21 protein-coding genes are annotated in these 22,941 nt (G+C 68.0%); 15 read left to right on the forward strand and 6 right to left on the reverse strand.

The features are described from left to right. Positions 1 to 88: 88 nt before the first annotated feature. The 7 genes from VHC04_RS20720 (at position 89) to mnmE (ending at position 9,075) form a co-directional block, all read left to right on the forward strand. Positions 89 to 1,522 carry a lactate utilization protein B gene (locus VHC04_RS20720; RefSeq protein ID WP_325684643.1) on the forward strand — a complete coding sequence of 478 codons (1,434 nt, stop codon included), beginning with the start codon at positions 89 to 91 and terminating at the stop codon, positions 1,520 to 1,522. Continuing rightward, positions 1,519 to 2,244, forward strand: a complete 726-nt coding sequence (locus tag VHC04_RS20725; protein WP_325684644.1) for a LutC/YkgG family protein — start codon at positions 1,519 to 1,521, stop codon at positions 2,242 to 2,244. Before VHC04_RS20720 ends, VHC04_RS20725 begins: the two co-directional genes overlap by 4 nt. 389 nt (positions 2,245 to 2,633) lie before the next feature. After that, entirely contained in the window at positions 2,634 to 4,181 is a 1,548-nt protein-coding gene (locus VHC04_RS20730; RefSeq protein WP_325684645.1) for a porin, read from the forward strand. 165 nt (positions 4,182 to 4,346) lie between these two features. Beyond that, a complete protein-coding gene (locus tag VHC04_RS20735; RefSeq protein ID WP_325684646.1) occupies positions 4,347 to 4,925 on the forward strand; it encodes a DUF3576 domain-containing protein in 579 nt (192 codons plus the stop codon). A gap of 165 nt (positions 4,926 to 5,090) precedes the next feature. Further along, on the forward strand, positions 5,091 to 6,299 hold the full coding sequence (locus tag VHC04_RS20740; protein ID WP_325684647.1) for a hypothetical protein: 1,209 nt from the start codon (positions 5,091 to 5,093) through the stop codon (positions 6,297 to 6,299). A 120-nt stretch (positions 6,300 to 6,419) separates the two neighbouring features. Then, the gene (locus VHC04_RS20745; protein ID WP_325684648.1) at positions 6,420 to 7,487 is read left to right on the forward strand and encodes an amidohydrolase family protein; all 1,068 of its coding nucleotides are present in this window, start codon (positions 6,420 to 6,422) and stop codon (positions 7,485 to 7,487) included. 295 nt (positions 7,488 to 7,782) lie between these two features. Next, the gene (gene mnmE / locus VHC04_RS20750) at positions 7,783 to 9,075 is read left to right on the forward strand and encodes a tRNA uridine-5-carboxymethylaminomethyl(34) synthesis GTPase MnmE (protein WP_325684649.1); all 1,293 of its coding nucleotides are present in this window, start codon (positions 7,783 to 7,785) and stop codon (positions 9,073 to 9,075) included. Between the two features lie 215 nt (positions 9,076 to 9,290). Here the strand turns inward: mnmE and ccmB are convergent, their stop codons facing one another. Together ccmB and ccmA are read right to left on the reverse strand one after the other, a co-directional pair. Beyond that, positions 9,291 to 9,965, reverse strand: coding sequence for a heme exporter protein CcmB (ccmB, locus tag VHC04_RS20755; protein ID WP_325684650.1), 675 nt, complete (start codon positions 9,963 to 9,965; stop codon positions 9,291 to 9,293). Positions 9,966 to 9,968: 3 nt separating this feature from the next. Further along, the gene (ccmA, locus tag VHC04_RS20760; RefSeq protein WP_413789127.1) at positions 9,969 to 10,709 is read right to left on the reverse strand and encodes a heme ABC exporter ATP-binding protein CcmA; all 741 of its coding nucleotides are present in this window, start codon (positions 10,707 to 10,709) and stop codon (positions 9,969 to 9,971) included. A gap of 150 nt (positions 10,710 to 10,859) precedes the next feature. Here ccmA and acnA point away from each other — a divergent pair, with 150 nt between their 5' ends. Then, the gene (gene acnA, locus VHC04_RS20765) at positions 10,860 to 13,553 is read left to right on the forward strand and encodes an aconitate hydratase AcnA (RefSeq protein ID WP_325684651.1); all 2,694 of its coding nucleotides are present in this window, start codon (positions 10,860 to 10,862) and stop codon (positions 13,551 to 13,553) included. Positions 13,554 to 13,736: 183 nt separating this feature from the next. Here the strand turns inward: acnA and VHC04_RS20770 are convergent, their stop codons facing one another. After that, a complete protein-coding gene (locus VHC04_RS20770; protein ID WP_325684652.1) occupies positions 13,737 to 14,069 on the reverse strand; it encodes a hypothetical protein in 333 nt (110 codons plus the stop codon). Between the two features lie 251 nt (positions 14,070 to 14,320). Continuing rightward, complete coding sequence (locus VHC04_RS20775; protein WP_325684653.1) at positions 14,321 to 14,824, reverse strand: O-acetyl-ADP-ribose deacetylase; 504 nt, start codon at positions 14,822 to 14,824, stop codon at positions 14,321 to 14,323. Positions 14,825 to 15,046: 222 nt separating this feature from the next. Between VHC04_RS20775 and VHC04_RS20780 the strand changes: the two genes are divergently transcribed. Together VHC04_RS20780 and VHC04_RS20785 are read left to right on the forward strand one after the other, a co-directional pair. Further along, positions 15,047 to 15,832: a 2-keto-4-pentenoate hydratase gene (locus VHC04_RS20780; protein WP_325684654.1), complete on the forward strand. Its 786-nt coding sequence runs from the start codon at positions 15,047 to 15,049 to the stop codon at positions 15,830 to 15,832. Between the two features lie 154 nt (positions 15,833 to 15,986). Next, a complete protein-coding gene (locus VHC04_RS20785; RefSeq protein WP_325684655.1) occupies positions 15,987 to 16,445 on the forward strand; it encodes an NUDIX hydrolase in 459 nt (152 codons plus the stop codon). A 70-nt stretch (positions 16,446 to 16,515) separates the two neighbouring features. Here VHC04_RS20785 and VHC04_RS20790 read toward each other — a convergent pair whose 3' ends face one another. After that, on the reverse strand, positions 16,516 to 17,445 hold the full coding sequence (locus VHC04_RS20790; protein WP_325684656.1) for a dipeptidase: 930 nt from the start codon (positions 17,443 to 17,445) through the stop codon (positions 16,516 to 16,518). Positions 17,446 to 17,555: 110 nt separating this feature from the next. Between VHC04_RS20790 and map the strand changes: the two genes are divergently transcribed. The 5 genes from map to VHC04_RS20815 all read left to right on the forward strand — a co-directional run bounded on the left by map (position 17,556) and on the right by VHC04_RS20815 (position 21,163). Next, a complete protein-coding gene (map, locus tag VHC04_RS20795) occupies positions 17,556 to 18,359 on the forward strand; it encodes a type I methionyl aminopeptidase (protein WP_325684657.1) in 804 nt (267 codons plus the stop codon). A gap of 159 nt (positions 18,360 to 18,518) precedes the next feature. After that, complete coding sequence (gene radC, locus VHC04_RS20800) at positions 18,519 to 19,229, forward strand: RadC family protein (RefSeq protein WP_325684658.1); 711 nt, start codon at positions 18,519 to 18,521, stop codon at positions 19,227 to 19,229. A 109-nt stretch (positions 19,230 to 19,338) separates the two neighbouring features. Further along, positions 19,339 to 19,734 (forward strand): Rap1a/Tai family immunity protein, encoded by a 396-nt coding sequence (locus VHC04_RS20805; protein WP_325684659.1) that lies wholly within the window; start codon positions 19,339 to 19,341, stop codon positions 19,732 to 19,734. A gap of 19 nt (positions 19,735 to 19,753) precedes the next feature. Continuing rightward, positions 19,754 to 20,026 carry a glycine zipper family protein gene (locus VHC04_RS20810; protein ID WP_325684660.1) on the forward strand — a complete coding sequence of 91 codons (273 nt, stop codon included), beginning with the start codon at positions 19,754 to 19,756 and terminating at the stop codon, positions 20,024 to 20,026. A gap of 186 nt (positions 20,027 to 20,212) precedes the next feature. Continuing rightward, a complete protein-coding gene (locus VHC04_RS20815; RefSeq protein WP_325684661.1) occupies positions 20,213 to 21,163 on the forward strand; it encodes a TIGR03619 family F420-dependent LLM class oxidoreductase in 951 nt (316 codons plus the stop codon). A 47-nt stretch (positions 21,164 to 21,210) separates the two neighbouring features. On the opposite strand, the gene VHC04_RS20820 is transcribed toward VHC04_RS20815, so the two are convergent. Beyond that, a complete protein-coding gene (locus VHC04_RS20820) occupies positions 21,211 to 22,707 on the reverse strand; it encodes a CoA-acylating methylmalonate-semialdehyde dehydrogenase (RefSeq protein WP_325684662.1) in 1,497 nt (498 codons plus the stop codon). Between the last annotated feature and the right edge of the window lie 234 nt (positions 22,708 to 22,941).

Below are 22,941 nucleotides of genomic sequence, written 5' to 3' on the forward strand. Positions count from 1 at the left end.
CGACATCCGGCCTCGGGCCTGGCCGGCCTGCCCTCGGCCGGGCCATCCGCCGGTAGCCAGCCCTTTGGCGGCCGGCTATTCCTGCGCCATGCATATCGCGACCTCGCCCGCCTTCAAGCAGAACGCCTCCCGCGCGCTGAACGATACGGGGCTGCAGAAGGCCCTTGCCCGCAGCGGCCCCAGCTTCATCGCCCGCCGTGCCGCCGCGGCGGCCGCGCTGCCGGAGTTCGAGGCGCTGCGCGATGAGGCGCGGGACATCAAGAACCACGCCCTCGCCAACCTGGATTTCTACCTCGAGACTTATGAGCGGAACGTGCTGCAGGCGGGCGGCAAGGTGCATTGGTGCGCGACGGCCGAGGACGCGCGCGCCGCCGTCCTGTCCATCTGCCAGGCGGCCGGGGCCAGGACCGTCACCAAGGGCAAGTCGATGATCGGCGAGGAGATCGCCATCAACGACCACCTGGAGGCCAACGGCATCACCCCGGTCGAGACCGATCTCGGCGAATACATCATCCAGCTTCGCCACGAGCTGCCGAGCCACATCATCGCCCCGGCCTTCCATCTGAATTTGGAGGACTGGGAGGAGACGTTTCGGAAAGCCCATACCGACCTGCCGGCCGACCGCAGCTTCACCGAGCGGCGGGATATCCTGAACGAGGCGCGCGCCAGGCTGCGGGCGCGGTTCCTGGCCGCCGATGTCGGCATCACCGGCGCCAATTTCCTGATCGCCGAGACCGGATCGTCGGTCATCGTCACCAATGAGGGCAATGGCGACCTGACCCAGACCCTGCCGCGGGTGCATATCGTGCTGGCCAGCATCGAGAAATGCGTGCCGACGCTGGAGGACTGCATGTCGCTGCTGCGCGTGCTGGCGCGATCCGCCACCGGGCAGGATTTTTCCGTCTACACCACCTTCTCGACCGGGGCGCGCCGTCCCGGCGACCTGGACGGGCCGGAGGAATACCATGTCGTGCTGATCGACAATGGCCGGTCCGGCATGCTGGGCTCCGCGTTCCAGGACATGCTGCGCTGCATCCGCTGTGCCGCCTGCATGAATCACTGCCCGGTCTATGGCGTGGTCGGCGGCCATGCCTATGGCTGGGTATATCCCGGCCCGATGGGGGCCGTGCTGACCCCCGGCCTGATCGGCGTGGACCGGGCGGGACACCTGCCGAACGCCTCGACCTTCTGCGGCAAGTGCGAAAGCGTCTGCCCGGTGCGCATCCCGCTGCCCGGCCTGATGCGCCATTGGCGGGAACGCGCGTTCGAGCGGCACCTGATGCCGGGCGCGGCGCGCGCGAATCTGGGGCTATGGGCATGGTTCGCCCGTCGGCCGCGCCTGTATCGCTGGGTGACGCGGGCGGCGGCGTTCGGCCTCGGCGCGGTCGGGCGGCGGCGCGGCCGCCTGGGCTGGCTGCCCATGGCGGGGGGCTGGACCAAGGGCCGCGACCTGCCGGCCCCGGAAGGCGACACCTTCTTCGCCCGGTACGCGCGCGAGCAGCGGGCGAGGGGCCGGTCATGAGCCGCGAGCAGATCCTGACCGCCATCCGCCGCGGCCTGCGGCGCGGCCCCCTGCCGCCCGACCAGGCGGCGATGCTGCGGGAGCGACTCGATCATCATCCGCGGCATCCGATCCCGGCGCGCTCCCGCCTGCCGCATCCCGGCCAGGTCGATCTGTTCGTCCGCAATGTCGAGAAGGAGTTCGGCACCGTCGCCCGGGTGGCCGATCCCGCCGATGTGCCGGCGGCGGTGGCGGATTATCTTGGCGCGCAGAACCTGCCCAGCCGCCTGGTGATGGCGCCGCATGCGGCCTTGCAGGCGCTCCCGTGGTCATCGCGGCCGTTGCTGGCGATCCGGGAAGGCCGAGCCGGGGGCTCCGACCTCGTCAGTGTCCAGCATGGCTTTGCCGGGATCGCCGAGACCGGCACCATCATGCTGCCCAGCGCGCCGGACCGGCCGGTGACGCTGAACCTGCTGCCGGATACCGAGATCGTGGTGCTGCGCGCCTCGGATATCGTCGGCGCCTATGAGGAGGCGTGGGACAAGCTGCGCGCCGCCCGGAGCGGACCGATCTTGGATGGACCGGCTCCGGCTGGAATGGTTGCGGGCGGGATGCCGCGCAACGTGATGCTGGTCACCGGCCCGTCACGATCCGCCGATATCGAGCAGACACTGGAACTTGGCGCGCACGGCCCGCGGCGGCTGCACGTGGTGCTGATCGAGGACGCGGCGGCGGCTGGCTGACGGCGGAGGGCCGCCTGTCGTGTGTGTGGCGCTGCCGCCGGCCGCGCGCGGACCGCGGGGCCGGACGGGCCGGATGGGCGTTCCCAGGCGGAATGACGGCGCGTCCGAAAATTTCTCTTGCCAAGGCGCCCGCGCACGCTTCCGGAACCGGTGGGTGCTCGGCATGGGGCGGTTAAATCCAGGGATAATCGGCTGTTAAGGGGGCTTGTGGCTGAGTCGCCACAGTGTTTCGGAATTGCCATGCTGCGGCGCCGAAGCGGGTTGCCTGCCAATGACGCAACGTTCATTAATCTTGCCCAGGTCTTGCTGCTCTCCGCCTGTTCGCAGGGATAGACGGGCGGGGCCTTGGGGAAGTCGCCGGCGTGCCGGTGAAAAGATGGAGGACTTTCATGCGTAAGCTTCTTTTGGCAAGCGCGGCGATCTTGGGGGCGACCAGCGGTCTGGCGTTCGCGCAAAATACGGCTGCCATACCGACACCCAACCCGCTGCAGGGTCAGATGATCGGCCCGTACGGGTCGGGTCCGGCCGCGAACAACAACAACAACGCCTGGGGTATCGCCAACACGCCGTCCGGTAGCGTGGCCGCCGGTCCGCTCAGCACCATCTACGCGCCGAACCAGGTCGCGGTCCCGACCCCCGGCACCGTCGTGATCCGGTTGAACGGCCGCGTCGAAGTCGACATGACCGCTGCCTGGACCAGCGGCGACAGCAGCGTGAACAACGCCGGCCAGTCGACCGGTTACAAGCTCAACCCGCTGGGCATCGCGGCCTATCTGCGTCTGTATCCGGGCTTCGACGGCGTGTCGTCGAACGGCCTGCGGTATGGTGCGTCGGCTGAAATCCGCACCAATTTCGGCTCCGCCGATCGCGCCTGGCCGTCCTCGTCCACCGGCGGCGCGGCCAACAGCCCCAGCGGCAACGACGTCCAGCAGACCCTGTATGTCCGCCGCGCCTTCACCTATTTGGCCTCCGATAAGGTCGGCCTGCTCCGCGTCGGCCAGGGCGACGGCGTCATCGGCCTGTTCGATAACTGCGTATTTACCTCGCAGTGCTGGGACGGTGGTGTCGGCAACTTCAACGGCGGCTTCCTGACCGGCGGCAACACGGCGAGCGGTCCCGACAATATCCCGTTCGTCTGGCTGGCACAGGCCGGCGCCGAGTATGACAACACCAAGATCGTCTACCTGTCGCCGCAGTTCTACGGCTTCGACTTCGGTGCCCAGTATGCCCCGAACATGGGCAACACCTACCAGATGACGGGCGCGGGCGTCGGCTGCACCCAGGCTGGTCCGACCTGCATCGGCGTGACGTCCGGCAACGACGCGACGCGCTGGTATAACCAGGTCGGCGTTGGCCTGCGCTTCCAGCAGACCTTCGGCGCGGTCGACTTCAAGGCCTATGGCTTCTATGAGACCGCCGGCAAGGAAACGCTGACGACGACCGCCTATGTGTCCCCGTCGCCGTCGGCCAACCCGATGAACCTGCGCTATGACAACCTGAGCTTCTACAAGGCCGGCACGGCGATCACGGCGCTGAACACCACCTTCGCCTTCGACTATATCGGCGGTGCGGTGAACGGCCAGCTGGCGATGCGGCCGACCGGCGGCGTCAGCATGAACGCCTATCTGACCGGTATCACCTACGCGAACGGTCCGATCACGCTGGGCGTCGAATACGGCAACATCCAGTCTCAGGGCGCCGCGCAGCTGACCGGGCTGACGCAGCGTAATGAGCAGGAGTTCGCGATCGGTGGCACCTATCGCGTCGCCCCGGGTCTCTCGCTGGTCGGCGAGTACATGTATACCTTCCGCCACCAGGGCATGTACAACTTCCAGACCAACTCGGTCGGGTCGTACGCCTGCGGCACCAAGACCTGCTACGGCACGTCCAACGGCCAGGCTCAGGGTGTGCTGTTCGCGACTGTCCTGACCTGGTAACAGGCAGTTACACAGTCTTACCGGATGAGGCGGCGGGGCCATGGTCCCGCCGCCTTTTTTCTAGTATTCAGCCGGTCCCGCCGGTGCCTCGGGTTGCTGACCGAAACCGCGGAGTCTAAACGCTACCCGCCGCCTGTCGCGGTCGACCAGGAGATCAGAGGTTTGATGTTGCCACGCTCGTCCCTTGCCTGGCTTTGTCCCGCGGCCTGCCTTGCCGTGCTGGCGCTGGCGGGATGCTCCTCCGACGCGCTGAAGCCGAACCCGACGCCGCCGAACTACCAGGGCCTGGGCAGCGGATCCGCCGGCGACCCGTCGGTGAACCGGATGGGCGGTGAGGATAGCGGGGTCATCTTCGGCATCGACAAGTCCGGCATCAACCGGCCCGGCAGCAGCGGCGGCGGTGCCGGCCCCGGCACCGGGATCGGCGTCAACGCGTTCCTGTGGCGCGGCGCGCTGGACACGATCTCCTTCATGCCGCTGGCTTCGGCGGATCCGTTCGGCGGTGTCATCATCACCGATTGGTACACGCCGCCCGGCACGAGCGGGGAGCGGTTCAAGGCAACCGTCTATATCCTCAGCCGCGACCTGCGCGCCGATGGGGTGAAGGCCAACATCTATCGCCAGGTGCTGGACAGCAGGGGCCAGTGGGTCGACGCACCCGTCCAGGCCTCGACCGTCACCGAGATCGAGAACAAGATCCTGGCTCGGGCCCGCACCATGCGGGAGCAGATGGCCGCGAGTTGACAGCACCCGGCAAACCGCCGGTACTGCCGCCGTGCATCGCGCGATCCGCCGGGCCGGCAGGCCGAAGGGGCCGGTCGCGCCCTGTCATCAACGGGTTACGGGGCGTGAGGGGCTCACCGTGAGCCCGCCGCGCCCCGACGCCGAGCGGGCGGAAGGCAGCGGCGAATGAGCGTGGCGACGCAACCGACACAGGCACCCCATCCTGGCCCGGTGCCGGACGATCCGGTCGCCCAGGCTCGCGACATCGCGCCGGTCCTGCAGGAGGAGGCGCCGCGGATCGAGGCCCTGGGCAGGCTGACGCCGGCTGTCGTCGACGCGCTGCACCAGCGCGCGCTGTATCGGATGCTGTTGCCGAAGACACTGAACGGATACGGCGGCGGGCTGGAGTCCTTCGTCAAGGCGATGGAGATCATGGCCGCGGCGGATGCCTCCACGGCGTGGTGTGTCGGACAAGCGAGCGGCTGTTCGATGGCGGCGGCCTATGTCGAGCCGCACGTGGCGCGCACGATCTGGGGTGACGACCCGCGCGGCGTGCTCGCCTGGGGTTTCCAGCTGGACGGCATCGCCAAGGTGGTGCCGGGCGGCTATCGCGTTACCGGCCGCTGGGCGTTCGGCAGCGGCGGCCACCACGCAAGCTGGATGGGGGCGCATTGCCATGTCGAACTGCCGGATGGATCGCTGCTGCGCGACCAGGACGGCAGGCCGATCGAACGCACCATGCTGGTGCGGCAGGAGCAGGTGACATGGTCCAGCACCTGGGACGTGGTGGGGCTGCGCGGCACCGGCAGTGACACCTATACGCTGACCGACGTCTTCGTGCCGGACGCCTATACCGTCCGCCGCGATATCGACGCGGAGCGCCGGATCGACGACCCGTTCTTCCAGTTCACCACCACCAGCGCCTATTCGACCGGCTTCGCCGCCGTGTCGATGGGGATCGCCCGCGGCATGCTGGATGCGCTGCGCGCGCTGGCGATGACGAAGGTGCCGTCCAATGCCGCGCGTGCCCTGCGGGACAGCCCGGTGATGCACCATCTGATCGCCGAAAACGAGGCGAAGCTGCGCTCGGTCCGCGCCTTCGTTCTGGAGTCGATCCGTGATGCCGAAGCCTGCATCCGCCGCACCGGCACGCTGGATATGGAAAACCGGGTCCTGATGCGCCTGGCGACGACCACCGCGATCCGGCAGGCCAAGACCGTTGCGGAATCCGCCTATCACGAGGCCGGCGCGACGGCGATCTTCACCAGCAATGCGTTTGAGCGGAAGATGCGCGATATCCATGCGTCGGCGCAGCAGGTTCAGGGACGGACAGGCCATATCGAGGTCTGCGGTCAGTTCTTCCTGGGAATGACACCGGTCGCGCGCTTCATCTGATCCGGCCGCGCGCTTGACCCGGCGCGATCGGCGCCTCAGATTCGCGCGCGCTCGCGGGCGACTGACAGTCCCGGGGGCGACAGTCCCGAGGGAATGGGCAACAAGGGGAAAGGGCAGGAAATGGCAGGGGATTCCAAGGGTGAGTTTCGTGGCATCGTCTACCGCAACAACGCCGACCTGAAGGCGTGGCTGGAGAAGCGGCCGCGGGAGCAGGCGCTGGAACCGGACCTGCCGATCATCGATCCGCACCACCACTTGTGGGATACGCCGCATCGCGGGCATTACTTCCTGCCGGAACTATTGGATGATATCAGCGGCGGGCACAATATCGTTTCGACGGTCTTTCTGGAATGCCAGGCCATGTACCGTGCCGGCGGACCGCCGGAGATGGCGCCCGTCGGCGAGGTGGAGTTCGTGGTGGGCCAGGCGGCGCTCAGCGCATCCGGCCAGTACGGCACGTGCCGCGTGGCGGAAGGCATTGTCGGTCATGCCGACCTGACGATCGGTGCCCGCGTGCGGGAGGTGCTGGAGGCGCAGATCACCGCCGCCGGCGGCCGCTATCGTGGCATACGCTACGGCATCGCCTATGATCCGCATCCGTCGGTGGGCCAATACGCGTCGCGTCACGTGCCCCCCGGCACCAGCGCGGACAAGACCTGGCGGGAAGGCTTCGCCCAGCTCGCCAAGCTGGGGCTGAGCTTCGAGTCCTGGCAGTATCATCCGCAACTTCCCGAGGCGATCGCGCTGGCGCGCGCCTTTCCGGACACCACGTTCATCCTGAACCATGTCGGCGGCGTGCTGGGCGTCGGGCCGTATTCCGGCAAGCGGCAGGAGATTCTGTCCGAGTGGAAGAAGAACATCATCGAGCTGGCGAAATGTCCGAACGTGAACTGCAAGCTGGGCGGCGTGGGGATGGTCTCGTTCGGCTTCGACTTTCATGAGCGCGCGCTGCCGCCGACATCGGAGGAACTGGCCGAGGCATGGCGCATGTATATCGAGCCGTGCATCGAGGCCTTCGGCGTCGATCGCTGCATGTTCGAAAGCAACTTCCCGCCGGACAAGCAGTCGGGTGGCTATACCGAGCTGTGGAATGCGTTCAAGCGGATCACGGCGGGCGCGTCCGCGGCGGAGAAACGCGCCCTGTACAGCGGCACCGCCGCTCGGGTGTATCGTTTGCAGGCGCCATAGCCGCGGAGTTTGGCCGCCGGATTTCCGGCGGTCTTCACCGGGATAGGCCGGCCGCCCGGAGCAGCCGGCCCGTCTCCTGGCGCGGCCTGACGATGATCTTGACTGTCATCATCACGATCACCAGCATCCGCGCAGGAAGATGGGATGGTACGGCATCTTCATCTTCCTGTAGGAAGCTGGCGGTCCGGTTTCCGCCAGCTTCTTTCATTCTCGGGCCGTTGGATGAATTCCCGGTTGACGCCGCGGACAGCGGTGCTGCAGACAACTGTATTGGCAAGCGCCGGGTTGTCGCCCCATGACCGCTGAAACCATCTTCGCGCTGGCTTCCGGGGCCGGTCGCGCCGCGATCGCGGTCATGCGCATCAGCGGCCCGCGGACGGCGGCGGTGCTGGCGGCGCTGTGTGGCGGCGCGTTGCCGCCGCCGCGCCAGGCCAGCCTGCGGCGGTTGCGTGACGGCAAGGATGGGACCCTGGACCGCGCGCTGGTGCTGTGGCTGCCCGGTCCACGGACCTATACGGGTGAGGACGCCGCCGAGCTGCATCTGCATGGCGGCCGGGCGGTGATCGAGGCGGTCGCCCATGCGCTGGCCGAGGCGGGGCTGCGTCCCGCCGAACCCGGTGAGTTCACCCGCCGCGCCTTCCTGAACGGCCGGCTGGACCTGATCGAGGCCGAGGCGATCAACGACCTGATCGAGGCCGAGACGGATGCGCAGCGCCGCCAGGCGCTACGCCAGTTGGACGGCGCGCTGGGCGCTCTGTACCGCGGCTGGTCGGACCGGCTGCGGACCGTTCTGGCGCATCAGGAGGCCTTGATCGACTTTCCGGATGAGGACCTGCCGCCGGAGGTGGACGCCGCGTTGCTGGCGACGCTGCGTGCGGTCCGGGATGACATCCGTCGCCACCTGGACGACGCGGGCCGCGGCGAGAAGCTGCGCGAGGGGCTGCATTTCGCCATCACCGGTGCGCCCAATGTCGGCAAGTCGACGTTGATCAATGCCCTGGCGGAACGGGATGTCGCCATCGTCTCGGATATCCCCGGCACGACCCGCGACGTGCTGGAGGCACGCGTCGTCCTGGGCGGCGTGCCGGTGACCCTGGCGGATACCGCCGGGCTGCGGCAGACCGAGGATGCCATCGAGGCCGAGGGCGTGCGCCGGGCGCGGGCCCGCGCGCGGGATGCCGACCTCGTCATTCACCTGGTCGAGGCCGGCGCAAACGCGCCGGCGGACCTGCCGGCCAGCCACGTGCTGGTCGCCACCAAGGCCGATCTCGGCGGGAACGGGCCGGATGGCGCGCTGCGGATCAGTGCGCGGTCCGGTGAGGGGATGGACGGGCTGCGCGACCGGCTGGCCCAAGCGGCGCGGGCGATGACCGAAACCGATGGCCCGCCGCCGCTGACCCGCGCCCGCCACCGGGCCGCGCTGCTGGCGGCGGCGGCGCTGCTGGACGCGGCCGAAACGGCGGCGCTGCCGGAATTGCGCGGCGAGGATCTGCGGCTGGCGATGCGCGAACTCGGGCGCATCACCGGCCATGTCGGCGTCGAGGACCTGCTGGATACGATTTTCTCGGCATTCTGCATCGGCAAGTGATGCCATCCGGCGCGGCGTCCGCCTCACCGCGAGCCGGTTCGTTGTCGCGGGCGCGGGCCCGCCGTGCGCGGTCGCCCGTTTTCGCGGCTGTCCATTTTCGGGGCTGCCCATTCTCGCGGCTATCCGTTTTCGCGGCTTTTTCGCGACCGTCCGTTCTTCAAATCCCGCTCCGCCCCCATGGCTACTCCGCCCCCATGACTGCCCCGCCGCCACGGCTACTCCGCCGCGGCGCGCAGCGCGGCGCCGGCGGCGATCGGGCATAGCGGCAGTGCCGCCGCCAGCATCGCCCCCAGCAGCAGCAGGTTCGGCCGCGGCGACAGTCCGGTTGCCGCCGCGTCGGCGGCACCCACGCCGAAGATCAGCACCGGCGTCATCAGCGGCAGGATCAGCAGCGGCAGCAGCACGCCGCCGCGCCGGGCGCCCAGCACGATGGCGGCGCCCATGCTGCCGAACAGGGAGAGCAGGGGGCTGCCCAGCAACAGGCCCAGCAGCAGGACCGGCACCGTGTCCTCCTGCATCCGCAGCATGATCGCCGCCGGGCCGGCGGCCAGCAGCAGGGGCACGCCGGTGACCAGCCAGTGGGCGGCCGCCTTCGCCGCGGCGATGCCGAAAGCCGGCAGGCCGGACAGCAGCAGCAGGTCGAGGGACCCATCCTCCTGATCGGCGCCGAACAACCGGTCCAGCGGCAGCAGCGCGGCCAGCAGGGCGCAGACCCAGACCACGCCGGGCGCGATCCGGCCCAGCGTCTCCGGCGCCGGGCCGATGGCCAGCGGAAACAGGGAGGCGGCAACCAGAAAGAACAGCAGCGTCGCCAGCGTGTCGGCGCCGTGTCGCACCGACAGGCGCACGTCGCGGGCCAGGACCGCGAAAAATGCGCGCGGCGCCGTCACGGGTCAGGCGGCCCCGGCGAAGGGTTCGCCCGACGCGCCGCCCATGGTGCCATCTCCAGCCGCGTCACTTCCAGCCGCGCCATTGCCAACCGCGCCATTGCCAACCGCGCCATTTCCGGCGGTCCCATTCGCCTTGGCATCGCCGCGTGCCTCACCCAGCGGCAGGCGGTCGGCGTGGTCCAGGGGCAGCGGGACATGGGTCGCCGCCACGACCATTCCGCCATCGGCCAGGTGGCGGCGCAGCATGGCGCCGAACGCGGCGATCGAGGCGGTGTCCAGGCCAATCGTCGGCTCATCCAGCAGCCAGAGCGGCGCGGCGGACAAGGCCAGCCGCGACAGTGCCAGACGCCGCTTCTGTCCGGCCGACAGCATGCGGGCCGGCAGGTCCGCCAGGCCGCGCAGCGCCAGCACATCCAGCGCCTCGGCCACCGGGCGGCCGGTGACGCGGGCGGCGAAACGAAGATTTTCGGCCACCGTCAGGCCGGGCTTCACCGCGTCCAGATGGCCGACATAGGCGACGCGCCGGCCATGCGCCGCCGGATCGGCCAAGGCATTCCGGCCGTCCCACAGCAGCTGTCCCGCCACCGGTTGCACCAGCCCGGCCAGCAGCCGCAGCAGCGTCGATTTCCCCGACCCGTTCGGCCCCGCCAGCACCAGCGCGCCGCCGCGCGGCAGCCGGAACGACAGGTCCCGGAACACAAGGCGCTCGCCGCGGAAAACCGCCAATGCCTCCGCGGTCAGCATCGCATGCTCCTCTGTCAAACCCCCCAGTGGACGCCTGTGAGACTGTATGGTTAAAGCCGCACTGCACAAACACATCGCATCCGCGGCCAGCATTACACTCGGGGCCGCACCAACGGGAAGGCGTCCCGTGACCCGGGACGAGGCACAGCAATGACCGCAGTCGGGCAAGACACCCTGAAAACACGCCGCACGCTGAGTGTCGGTGGCAAGGAATACGCCTATTTCTCGCTCCCCGAGGCGGCCAAGACGCTGGGTGACATCTCCCGCCTGCCGGTCAGCCTGAAAGTGCTGCTGGAGAATGTGCTGCGGTTCGAGGACGGGCGCAGCTACACGGTCGACGATGCCAAGGCGATCGCCGGCTGGCTGGCGAAGGCCGGCTCCACCTCCGAGGTGCCTTTCAAGCCGGCGCGCATCCTGATGCAGGACTTCACCGGCGTGCCCGCCGTGGTCGATCTCGCCGCCATGCGTGACGGCATCACCCGCCTGGGCGGCGACCCGGCCAAGGTGAACCCGCTGATCCCGGTGGACCTCGTCATCGACCATTCGGTGATGGTGGACGTGTACGCCCGGCCGGACGCGCTGCAGAAGAACGTGGACATCGAGTTCGAGCGCAACGAGGAGCGCTACAAATTCCTGCGCTGGGGCCAGGACGCGTTCGACAATTTCCGCGTCGTGCCCCCCGGCACCGGCATCTGCCACCAGGTCAACCTGGAATATCTCGGCCAGTGCGTCTGGACCTCGACCAACAGGGGCACCACCTTCGCCTATCCGGACACGCTGTATGGCACCGACAGCCACACCACCATGGTGAACGGCCTGGGCATCCTGGGCTGGGGCGTCGGCGGCATCGAGGCCGAGGCCGCCATGCTGGGGCAGCCCATCGCCATGCTGATCCCGGACGTGATCGGCTTCCGCCTGACCGGCAGGCTGCCGGAAGGCGCCACCGCCACCGACCTGGTGCTGACCGTCACGCAGATGCTGCGCAAGAAGGGCGTGGTGGGCAAATTCGTCGAATTCTTCGGCCCCGGCCTGGACGAACTGGCCCTGCCGGACCGCGCGACCATCGGCAACATGGCGCCGGAATATGGCGCCACGTGCGGGTTCTTCCCGATCGACAAGATCGCGCTGGACTATCTGCGGCTGTCCGGGCGCGACAACCACCGCGTGGCGCTGGTCGAAGCCTACCTGAAGGCGCAGGGCATGTTCCGGGAGTCCGGCTCGCCCGACCCGGTGTTCACCGATACGCTGGAGCTGGACCTGTCGACCGTGCAGCCGTCGATGGCCGGGCCGAAGCGGCCGCAGGACCGGGTGCTGCTGAAGGACGTGTCGTCCTCGTTCAAGGCGGACCTGACCAAGGGGCTGGGCGTGCCGGCCAACGATGTCGGGCTCTCGGTCAAGGTCGAAGGCAAGAACTACGAGCTGACGCACGGCGACGTGGTGATCGCGGCCATCACCTCCTGCACCAATACGTCGAACCCCTCGGTGCTGGTGGCGGCCGGGCTGGTGGCGCGCAAGGCCAACGCCAAGGGATTGAAGCCGAAGCCCTGGGTGAAGACGTCGCTGGCGCCGGGGTCGCAGGTGGTGACGGAATATCTGGACAAGTCCGGCCTCACCAAGGACCTGGACGCGCTGGGCTTCGAGACCGTCGGCTATGGCTGCACCACCTGCATCGGCAACTCCGGCCCGCTGGACGACGCGATCGTCGATGCGATCGAGGACAACAAGCTGGTCGGCGCCGCCGTGATCTCCGGCAACCGCAACTTCGAGGGCCGGGTGCACGCCAATGTCCGCGCCAACTACCTGGCGTCCCCGCCGCTGGTGGTGGCCTATTCCCTGCTGGGCAAGGTCTCGGTGGACATCACCACGGAACCGCTGGGCACGGGTTCCGATGGAAAGCCGGTGTATCTGAAGGATGTGTGGCCGACGAACAAGGAGATCGCCGATGTCATCGGCGCCTCCCTCTCCCGCGACCAGTTCCTGAAGCGTTATGGGGAGGTGTTCAAGGGGCCGAAGCAGTGGCAGGCGATCCAGGTGGAAGGCGACAGCGCCACCTATCGCTGGTCCGACACGTCCACCTATGTGAAGAACCCGCCCTATTTCGAGGGCATCACCATGGAGCCGAAGCCGGTCGGCGACATCAAGGGCGCCCGCATCCTGGCGGAGCTGGGCGACAGCATCACCACCGACCACATCAGCCCCGCCGGGTCCATCCGCAAGACCTCGCCGGCCGGCGAATACCTGCTGGAACGCCAGGTCACCCAGGCCAACTTCAACAGCTACGGCGCCCGCCGCGGCAATCACGAAGTGATGATGCGCGGCACCTTCGCCAATATCCGCATCCGCAACGAGATGCTGAAGAACGTCGAAGGCGGGATGACCAAACACCTGCCGGACGGCAGGGAGATGCCGATCTACGACGCGGCGATGCTGTACAAGAAGGAGGGCATCCCGCTGGTCATCTTCGGCGGCAAGGAATACGGCACGGGCTCCTCCCGCGACTGGGCGGCCAAGGGCACCTTCCTGCTCGGCGTGAAGGCGGTGATCGTCGAAAGTTTCGAGCGTATCCACCGCTCCAACCTTGTCGGCATGGGCGTGCTGCCGCTGGTGTTCAAGGAAGGCATGGACCGCAAATCGCTGGGCATCACCGGTGAGGAAATCATCGACATCACCGGCCTGGGCACCATCACCCCGCGCATGGACCTGTCACTGGTGATCCATCGCCCGAACGGCAAGGTGGACACGGTGCCCGTGACCTGCCGGATCGATACGGTGGATGAGGTCGCCTACTACCAGCACGGCGGCATCCTGCAATACGTGCTGCGCGGGATGGCGAAGGCGGCCTGACCCGGCCAGGCCTTGCCTCTCACCCTGTCGGTTTCGTTTGCAACAAGGGCGTGAGCCGGCCGGCTCACGCCCTTGTCTACTGCGTCTTTGTCTATTGCGCCTTTGTCGCGTCCGGGGTTCTTCTCAGCCCGAGGCACCGGCACGACCATGCCGCAATTCCTGGCTAAGACCCCCGGGACAGTATCAGCCCGGGGCGTCGCTGGCGCTGCCGCTGGTTTTCTGCAGCACGGTCGCCCGGCGGTCGCCACTGATCGTGCTATGGTTGCCGCGGACGATCATCATCCCCGTCGCGCCCGGCACCGTCGGATTCTCGACGGGCGTGGTTGCCCCTGTCACCGAATACCGGCTGCCCGTCGTCAGGGCGGGGTTCTGCTCGGCTGCCCCGGGATAGAACGGGTACCCGACCGGATCGTGGCCCCCCGCGGTGTTGCCGGGATTGGTTTCCTGCGCGCTGGCCACGGCGAACGGCGCGACGGCAATCACGGCCGTCAACAGTGCTTTTGATATGATCTTCATCAGATAGCTCCTTGCGAACGGCCCTCACATTGGCGCCGCCGCCGCGTCCGGAAAGCGGCTCTTGCGTGCCGGAGCGTCAGAAAGTGTGACGCATCCTGGCATTGTTAATCCTCGTTACGTATACACGTGTGACGTGTCACACTGTGGTGTCAGCCTGTGGTGCCACAGTGTGATGTCAGCCTGTGGTGTCACATTGTGGTGTCAGCCTGGGGGTGTCAGCCGGACGACCGGTGTCGCGGCAGTCCCGGCGTCTATCCCGCGGCATCCTGGAATGCCGCCAGGACATCCGCGCCAAAGCAGGCAAAGATCACCTGCCGGATGGCTGGTTCCCGCGCGACGATGTCACGCACCGTGTCGATGGCGATCCGGGCTGCCTCCGGGATCGGATAGGCGTAGACCCCGCAGCTGATCGCCGGGAATGCGATGCTGCGCACGCCGTGCGCGACGGCCAGGCGCAGGCTGTTGCGGTAGCAGGATGCCAGCAAAGCAGGCTCGCCTTGCCGCCCGTCCCGATAGACCGGGCCCACCGTGTGAATCACATGGCGCGCCTTCAGCCGGTAGCCGGCGGTGATCCGAGCCTCCCCGGTTGGACAACCGTTGAGGGTGCGGCATTCGGCGAGCAGGCCAGGACCGGCGGCGCGATGGATGGCACCGTCGACCCCGCCGCCCCCCAGCAGGGAGGTATTGGCGGCATTCACGATGGCGTCGACCGCCAGGCTGGTGATGTCGGCCTGCCGGATGTCGATCCGTGGCATGGGACGCTCCGCTAGTGAGATAATGCAGGAGGATGTCACGCGCGGTCTTGCCAGCGTCAATGGCGGAACGCGACGCCAGGAGGCGGCTCTGCCAGGCCATCCCGGCGCGGGGCGGGCGGTTGCCGTAAGCCGCCGGCCCGCCAGAGCGCGATCGCCAGCCCTGTTCGACTTCCCGCTTCCATCCGGTTATTGGCGTCGGCAGGCGACAACGAGGAAACGACGATGGATATGGCGCAACAGCGCGGGCTGGCGGTCCTGCTCGCGACGCTTCGGCGCGAGGGACGTCAGCAAAGCGGCCTCGATCCCGCGCTGGTACCCCCCGACAAGGACACCGCCTACCACGTCGCCCGCATGGTGGAAGAAGAGCTGGGCCGCCCCGTGGCGGGATGGAAAATAGCCGCCAACAAGCCGGAGATGCAGAAGGCGCTGCGCACGGACTCGCCGATCTATGGCCGCGTCTTCGCCGGGGATGTCCGGCCCTCGCCGGTGACGGTGGTCCATGCCGCCCTGTGCAGCCCGATCCCCGAGGCGGAATACGAAGCCCTGCTTGGCACCGACCTGCCGCCGCGCGCCGCGCCGTACACGAGGGAGGAGGTGACCGAAGCGGTCGCCTCATTGCACCCCGGCATCGAGCTGGCGGAATGCCGTTTCGTTCATGACGATCATTTCCCGCCCCTGGCGGCAATCCTGGCCGATGGCTCCGGCGGCGGGATCATCTGTTACGGGCCGCCGATCGAAGGCTGGCGGGAACGGGATATCGTGCACCAGGAGGTCGTTCTGACCTGCAACGGTGTGCGCCGCCGCTCCGGTTCCGCCGCACCGGCCATCGGCCATCCGATCGAGTCCGTAACATGGCTGGCCAATGAGCTGTCGCGCACCGGCATCGGCCTGAAGGCCGGGCAGATGATCAGCACCGGCACCCTGACCGGGATGCTGCGGCCCAGGCCCGGCGAAACCTTCGTCGCTGATTTCGGTCCGTTCGGCCGGGTGGTCGCGCGTTATTCCTGACCACATCGACCCACGTGGCTGTGCTAAGCATTATCCAGCGGAGCGCCATGCAGCGGCGCGCCGCGGGTGCGGAGGCGGCAAGATGACGCGACTCAAGCATTGTCCATGCAGGCATTCGTGGCCATTGCCACGCATGTCTGCTTAGACACGTGTCATGGCCGGCAAGAAGGCACAGGGTGCCAGGCAGTTCGCCGCGCTGCCATGGCGGCTCAGCGACCGCGGCACGCGCCAGATCCTGCTGCTGACGTCGCGCGAGACGGGGCGCTGGGTCATCCCCAAGGGCTGGCCGATGAAGGGCAAGAAGCCGGCCGAGGTCGCCTGCCAGGAAGCCTATGAGGAAGCGGGGCTGATCGGCGAAATCGTCGGCAAGCGCGCGATCGGCAGCTTCCATTACGAAAAGCGGTTGGCCAAGACCTCGATCCTGTGCAGCGTCCGCGTCTTCCTGTTCCGGGTCGAGCGCCAGCTGGACGACTGGCCGGAGAAGGCGCAGCGGCGGCTGCAATGGTTCGACGCCGAGGATGCGGCCGACCTCGTCGATGAAGGCGGCCTGGCCGAGATCATTACCCGCTTCGCCGGCTCCTACGCTCGGCTGGTGGTGTTCCAGAAGGGCTGAGGCGGCTGTCGGCCCAGGCGGCCACATGCCAACGGCCGAATGCCAACCGCCGCGTGCCAACGGCCGCAGCCTATCCGCGTACGGCGCGAAACACCCGCAGCCAGTTGCCGGAACAGACCTTCTCGACCTCCTCCTCCGCCAGGCCGTGGTCCCGCAGCGCCGCCTCCAGCTCCGGATGGCGGCGAAAATCCGGCATTTCCGTCGCCGCCGCGCCGGCCGGCAGATCGGTGCCGATGCCGACATGGTCGATGCCCAGCGCATCGATCAGCCGGAACATGTGCCGGATCATGCCGGGCAGCTTCTCCTCGTTCAGCACGGCGATCCAGGCGCCGACCACGCCGCCGGACTCGACGACCATCCGGGCGTAGTCGGGACCCAGGAAGCGGGGATGGTCACCGTGCGGGTGGCCGGGTTCCTTCAGGTTGGCGTGCGAACAGATGAAGGGCCGGGTGGCGACGCGCGCCACGCCGCGCACCGTGTCCTCGGAGCAGTGGGCGACATCGACGATAATGCCCACCGCGTTCATCCGCCGCACCGCTTCGGCGCCGAACGGTGTCAGCCCGCCATGCACCGGCGGCGCGGTCTGGATGTCGCCGGTCTCGTTCACGAGGTAGTGGGTCAGCTGGATGCTGCGCACGCCCCGCCGCTCCATCGCGTCCAGCCGGTCCAGGTCGCCTTCCAGGAAGTCGCAGCCCTCGATCGCCAGCACCAGGCACGGGTCATCGGCGCGGATCTCATCCGGTTCCAGCGCGATGCGCATGCCGGCGGCTTCGAAACTGTCCAGGTAGCCCTGCACGGCATCCAGGCATTCGCCGGGGCTGGCGTCGCGGAATTTCTCCAGGCGGCGGGTTGCCGGGTCACGCCGGATCATCGCGATGTCGCCGATGGCGGAGACCACCGCCGCCGCGACATTGCCGCCGCGCATCGTGGCGAGCACGGACCGGTCGACATCGCCGGTGCGGCGAGGGCGGCCCGCATGGGTGTGCATGTCGATGATCATGGCCAAATTCTTACCGCGCTTCGGCCAGGGCTGCCATGTTGGCCTTGCGCCCGGGCGGGCGGTTGCTCATCTTGCGGGCTTATCGGGTCAGGACGGGTCAGAGCAGGACGATGGACGGGGTGGCAGACCAGCGGCGGATCACAATTCACCGGCCGGAGGATTTCGGCGGGATGCGTGCCGCGGGGCATCTGGCCGCGGAATGTCTGGATATGATCGTCCCGTATGTGAAGCCGGGCGTGACCACCGGCCGGCTGGACAAGCTGTGTCACGATTTCATCCTGGACCATCGCGCCGTGCCGGCGCCGCTGAACTATCGCGGCTATCCGAAGTCGATCTGTACCTCGATCAACCACGTGGTCTGTCACGGCATTCCCGGCGACCGGAAGCTGGAGAACGGGGACATCCTGAATATCGACGTCACCGTGATCCTGGACGGCTGGCATGGCGATTCCTCGCGCATGTATGCCGCGGGCACGCCCAACACGCGGGCGCGGAACCTGATGGACGTGACCTACCGGTCGCTGATGATCGGGGTGGAGATGGTGAAGCCCGGCCGCACGCTGGGCGATATCGGCCATGCGATTCAGGCCTTCGTCGAGGGCCACCGCTTCAGCGTGGTGCGCGATTTCTGCGGCCATGGCATCGGCCGCAACTTCCACGAGCCGCCGAACGTGCTGCATTTCGGCCGCCCGGGGGAGGGGCCGGTGCTGCGCGCCGGCATGTTCTTCACGATCGAGCCGATGGTGAATGCCGGCCGGCCGGAAGTGAAGGTGCTGGACGATGGATGGACGGCGGTGACCCGCGACCGCAGCCTGTCCGCGCAGTTCGAGCATATGATCGGCGTGACCGAGACCGGCTGCGAGATTTTCACCCTCTCGCCCGCGGGCCTGGACAAGCCGCCCTACGACGGCTGAGTCGCCCGCGCCCTGTTAGCAGTTTGGTAACCGCTCGGCATTATTCTCCGCGCCCGGTGAAGCGGACAACAGCGGGTAGCCGATCTGTCGAAATCCTTGCAGCCGAAACCCTCGCAGCCGAAACCCCTGCAGTCACATGGGCTGGCCGATGCCTCCGGCATGCCGGACCTGTTCGCATCGGCGCCAGAGCCCGATAGCGCGATCGGGGCGGCCGGGCATCGGATGCGCATGCGTCAGCGCCTGCTGCGCGGCGGCCCGGACGCGCTGGCTGATCATGAGATGCTGGAGATGGCCCTGTTCCTGGCGCTGCCGCGGCGGGACACCAAGCCGGTCGCGCGGGCCTTGCTGGCGCGTTTCGGCGATTTCGCCGCGGTGATCGGCGCCCCGTCCGCGGAACTGCTGATGGTGCCCGACCTGGGCGAGGCCGGTGTGGCGGCGCTGAAGCTGGTGCAGGCGGCCGCCGCCAGGCTGCTGAAGCAGAAGCTGGCCGAGGCCCCGGTGCTGAGTGATTCACCCGGCGTCCTGGATTATCTGCGCGCCGTCATGGGGCAGGAGCGGGTGGAACAGTTTCGGATCCTGTTCCTCAACAACCGTAACCGGCTGCTGGCCGATGAGGTGCAATCCAGGGGCTCCGTCGCCCATGCGCCGGCCTATCCGCGGGAAGTGGTGAGACGCGCGCTGGAGCTGAACGCCACCGCCCTGATCCTGGCGCACAACCACCCGAGCGGCGATCCGACCCCGTCGCGGGAGGATGTGGCGATGACGCAGGACATCCAGCGCGCGGCGGCGACGATGGGGATCGTGGTGCATGACCACATCGTCGTCGGACGCACGCGGTGCGTCAGCCTGCGGGCGGCGCGCCTGCTGTGATCGGCGCTTTCCTTTCGACACCATACAGTTTAGAGAATTCGCTGATGTCGGCTGCTGGATCGGTCCAATAACGGGCGGCATCGCGAGACGGACTGAAGGGACGACTCTCATGAAACCTGGCCTTTCCACCCTCGCCGCGGCAGGTCTTGTCCTGGCGGCGACGACCGGCGCCTGGGCTGCGCCGGTGACGGAGGACAACTTTCTGCTCAAGAGCACGGCCGACCTTGTGGCCTTGTGCAGCGCCGATCAGAAGGATCCGCTCTACACTGCCGCGGTGAATTATTGTCACGGCTTCGCCGTCGGCACGTTCCGCATGCTGGAAATCGACAATGCCGCGGCGCGCGGCAAGAAGAAGATGCTGTGCCAGCAGGATTCCGGCATGACGCGGTCGCAAGCCATCACGAATTTCCTGACCTGGGCGGCGGACAAGCCAAAAGTGCTGGAAGCCTCTCCGACCGAGGGTTTCGGGCAGTATGTCCTTCAGGCCTTCGCCTGCAAGAAGTGATGCGGGAGAACAACAGACCATGAAGAAAATCGTTGTTGCACTGGTCGCGGTTGGCCTCCTGGGCGGTTGCACCGGCATGAACGACACCCAGCAGCGTGCGCTGACCGGAACGGTCGGCGGCACGGCTGCCGGCGCGGTGATCGGCGCGATCGCCGGCAATGCGGGTCTGGGCGCGGCGATTGGCGCCGGCGCCGGCCTGGTCGGCGGCCTGGTCTACGACCATGTGAAGCAGAGCCAGCAGGCGGCGTATCAGCAAGGCTACGCGGCCGGCCGCGCCAGCGGCAGCCATTGAACGATGGCGGCGGGTTCGGCGTGGCCGAGCCCGCCCGCCTTTCCACCGCCCGCCTTTCCACCGCCCGTCTCTCCCCCGTCGTCGCGATCCGCGCTGCCGCCCCTTCCGGCCGGACGATCCGCCGCCATTCGCCGAGACCACGCTTATGCTATGCTGCCCCGGCAATAACCGCCAGGGAGGACAGATATGCGGATCGGCTTCAACGCCCCGACGACGGGGCCCCTGATCGAACCGGATAGTTTCGTTCGCATCATTGCCGAGGGTGAGGCCCTGGGTTTCGATTACGTCACCATCAGCGATCACATCATGGTGCCGCGGAACCTGGACTCGAAATATCCCTATACCGATACGGGCGAGTTTCCGGCCGGGACGCAGGCGGCATGGCTCGATCAGCTTGGCGCGACGGCCTTCATCGCGGCGATGACGAAGACGCTGCGCTTCGTCCTGTCGGTGATGGTGGTGCCGCATCGCCCGGCGGTACTCACGGCGAAGCTGCTATCGACGATCGATCACCTGTCGAAAGGGCGGCTGACACTGGGTATCGGGGTCGGCTGGTGCCGCGAGGAGTTCGAGGCGATCGGCGCCGCGCCCTTCGACGATCGTGGCCATGTCACCGATGAATGGATGGCGGCGTGCCGGGAGCTGTGGACCGCGGATTATCCGACATTCGACGGCAAGTACGTCAAGTTCGACGATGTGACGTTCCTGCCGAAACCGACGCAGCAGCCGATCCCGATCTGGGTCGGCGGCGAGAGCGCGCCGGCCTTGCGGCGCACGGCGCGCTATGCCCAGGGCTGGTATCCGGTCGGCACCAACCCGCAATTCCCGATGAACACGGTCGGCCGGTTCAAGACACAGCTGGAACGGTTCCGCGGCTTCTGCGACCGCGCCGGCCGCGACCCGCAGGAGATCACGCTGGCATTGCGGGTCTTGAGCGGGCCTGGCCAGCGGCCGCGCGCGACGATCGACGGCGAGCCCGACATGTTCAGCGGCGCCGACGCCGATTGGATCGGCGATATCCATGCGCTGCAGGACCTGGGCGTCGCCGCTGTCGATGTCCGCCTGCTGCGGCGCAGCGCCGACGAAACGATCGAGGCGATGCGCCGCTTCCGTGACGGGGTGATGGCGCGGCTGTAGGGACGCAGCCATGCCGGCCGGCCGGCGTGACGGGATGGCGGAACGCGCTACCGTCCCAGCGTCGGCATGGTGAACTCGGCGCCGCGGCGGGCGCCGGCGGTCCAGCGCTGGGTGATCGCCTTGTAGCGTGTATAGAAGCGCACGCCCTCGGGCCCGTAGATGTGGTGGTCGCCGAACAGCGAGTGCTTCCAGCCGCCGAAGGAATGAAACGCCATCGGCACCGGGATCGGCACGTTGATGCCGACCATGCCGATCTGGATGGCGCTGGCGAAGTCGCGGGCGACGCCGCCGTCATTGGTGAACAACGCGACACCGTTGCCGTATTCATGGCTGTTGATCAGCTTCGTCGCGGTGGCCACGTCCGGCGCCCGGACCACCGACAGCACCGGTCCGAAGATCTCGTCCTTGTAGATACGCATGTCCGGCGTCACGTTGTCGAACAGGCTGCCGCCCAGGAAGAAACCGTCCTCATAGCCTTGCAGCTTCAGCCCGCGTCCGTCGACCACGAGGCTGGCGCCTTCCCTGACGCCCAGGTCGACATAGCCGCGCACCTTCTCCATGTGCTCACGCGTCACCAGCGGCCCCATCTCGGCGTCCGGATCCGTGCCAGGGGCCACTTTCAGCGCCCGCACGCGCGGCGCCAGCTTGTCCATCAGCTTGTCGCCGGCCGAACCGACCGTCACCGCGACGGACACCGCCATGCAGCGCTCACCCGCCGCGCCGTAGGCCGACCCCATCAGCGCGTCGACCGCGTCATCGATATCGGCGTCCGGCATCACCACGAGGTGGTTCTTCGCGCCGCCCAGCGCCTGCACCCGCTTGCCGTGCGATGTGCCGCCCCGATAGATGGTTTCGGCAATGGCGGTCGAGCCGACGAAGCTGATCGCCGCGATGCCGGGATGGGCGATGATGCTCTCCACCGCCTCGCGGCCGCCCTGGATCACGTTGAACACGCCGTCCGGCAGGCCGGCCTCCTTCAGCAGGTCGGCCAGCTTCAGTGCCGCCGAGGGATCCTTCTCGGATGGTTTCAGCACGAAGCAGTTGCCGCAAGCCAGCGCCACCGGGATCATCCACAGCGGCACCATGATCGGGAAGTTGAACGGGGTGATGCCGGCGACGACGCCCAGCGGCTGACGGATCGACCAGGCGTCGATGCCGGTGCCGACCTGGTCGGTGTATTCGCCCTTCAGCAGATGCGGGATGCCGCAGGCGAATTCCACCACTTCCAGGCCGCGTTGCACTTCGCCGTCGGCGTCCGACAGCACCTTGCCGTGCTCACGGGTGATGATCGCGGCGATCTCCTTGCGATCGCGCTCCAGCAGGTCCTTCAGCTTGAACATGACGCGGGCGCGGCGCAGCGGCGGGGTATTCGCCCAGGCGGGCCAGGCGGCGGCGGCGGCGGCGACAACCTTGTCGACCTCGGCGGCATTGGCCATGGCGACCTTGGCAATGATTTCGCCCGAAGCGGGGTTGAACACCGGGCCGGTATTGCCGCTGATGCCGGGGACATGGGCGCCGCCGATGTAATGTCCGATCTCGCGCATGGGTTCCTCCTAGGGGTCGTGCCGGCGGGTCGTGCCGGCTGGTCGTGCCGATGGGCCGTGCCAACGGGTCCGCGGCTGGCCTATCGCACCGGCGGCGCCTGGTCCAGCGGGGACGGACGTCCACCGCGTCATGCGAGGACGAACCCGGCCGACGAAGCCGCTCGACGAACCCGGCCGACGAATCCCTGCGGATCGCGCTCGCTCCGTCCGCCGCCACCCACGCGCCGCGCCGCC

The sequence above is a fragment of the Rhodopila sp. genome (assembly GCF_035548095.1).
GTDB lineage: Bacteria > Pseudomonadota > Alphaproteobacteria > Acetobacterales > Acetobacteraceae > Rhodopila.

Bases quoted from the DNA above. Each gene is read 5' to 3' on its own strand.
- VHC04_RS20775 (WP_325684653.1), bottom strand. From the start codon at position 14,824: ATGCCACGGATCGACATCCGGCAGGCCGACATCACCAGCCTGGCGGTC.
- map (WP_325684657.1), top strand. From the start codon at position 17,556: ATGGACGGGGTGGCAGACCAGCGGCGGATCACAATTCACCGGCCGGAG.
- radC (WP_325684658.1), top strand. From the start codon at position 18,519: ATGCCGGACCTGTTCGCATCGGCGCCAGAGCCCGATAGCGCGATCGGG.
- VHC04_RS20820 (WP_325684662.1), bottom strand. From the start codon at position 22,707: ATGCGCGAGATCGGACATTACATCGGCGGCGCCCATGTCCCCGGCATC.
- mnmE (WP_325684649.1), top strand. From the start codon at position 7,783: ATGACCGCTGAAACCATCTTCGCGCTGGCTTCCGGGGCCGGTCGCGCC.
- VHC04_RS20740 (WP_325684647.1), top strand. From the start codon at position 5,091: ATGAGCGTGGCGACGCAACCGACACAGGCACCCCATCCTGGCCCGGTG.
- VHC04_RS20785 (WP_325684655.1), top strand. From the start codon at position 15,987: ATGGCCGGCAAGAAGGCACAGGGTGCCAGGCAGTTCGCCGCGCTGCCA.
- VHC04_RS20745 (WP_325684648.1), top strand. From the start codon at position 6,420: ATGGCAGGGGATTCCAAGGGTGAGTTTCGTGGCATCGTCTACCGCAAC.
- VHC04_RS20720 (WP_325684643.1), top strand. From the start codon at position 89: ATGCATATCGCGACCTCGCCCGCCTTCAAGCAGAACGCCTCCCGCGCG.
- acnA (WP_325684651.1), top strand. From the start codon at position 10,860: ATGACCGCAGTCGGGCAAGACACCCTGAAAACACGCCGCACGCTGAGT.
- VHC04_RS20810 (WP_325684660.1), top strand. From the start codon at position 19,754: ATGAAGAAAATCGTTGTTGCACTGGTCGCGGTTGGCCTCCTGGGCGGT.
- VHC04_RS20805 (WP_325684659.1), top strand. From the start codon at position 19,339: ATGAAACCTGGCCTTTCCACCCTCGCCGCGGCAGGTCTTGTCCTGGCG.
- VHC04_RS20730 (WP_325684645.1), top strand. From the start codon at position 2,634: ATGCGTAAGCTTCTTTTGGCAAGCGCGGCGATCTTGGGGGCGACCAGC.
- VHC04_RS20780 (WP_325684654.1), top strand. From the start codon at position 15,047: ATGGATATGGCGCAACAGCGCGGGCTGGCGGTCCTGCTCGCGACGCTT.
- VHC04_RS20725 (WP_325684644.1), top strand. From the start codon at position 1,519: ATGAGCCGCGAGCAGATCCTGACCGCCATCCGCCGCGGCCTGCGGCGC.
- VHC04_RS20815 (WP_325684661.1), top strand. From the start codon at position 20,213: ATGCGGATCGGCTTCAACGCCCCGACGACGGGGCCCCTGATCGAACCG.
- VHC04_RS20770 (WP_325684652.1), bottom strand. From the start codon at position 14,069: ATGAAGATCATATCAAAAGCACTGTTGACGGCCGTGATTGCCGTCGCG.
- VHC04_RS20790 (WP_325684656.1), bottom strand. From the start codon at position 17,445: ATGATCATCGACATGCACACCCATGCGGGCCGCCCTCGCCGCACCGGC.
- ccmA (WP_413789127.1), bottom strand. From the start codon at position 10,709: ATGCTGACCGCGGAGGCATTGGCGGTTTTCCGCGGCGAGCGCCTTGTG.
- VHC04_RS20735 (WP_325684646.1), top strand. From the start codon at position 4,347: ATGTTGCCACGCTCGTCCCTTGCCTGGCTTTGTCCCGCGGCCTGCCTT.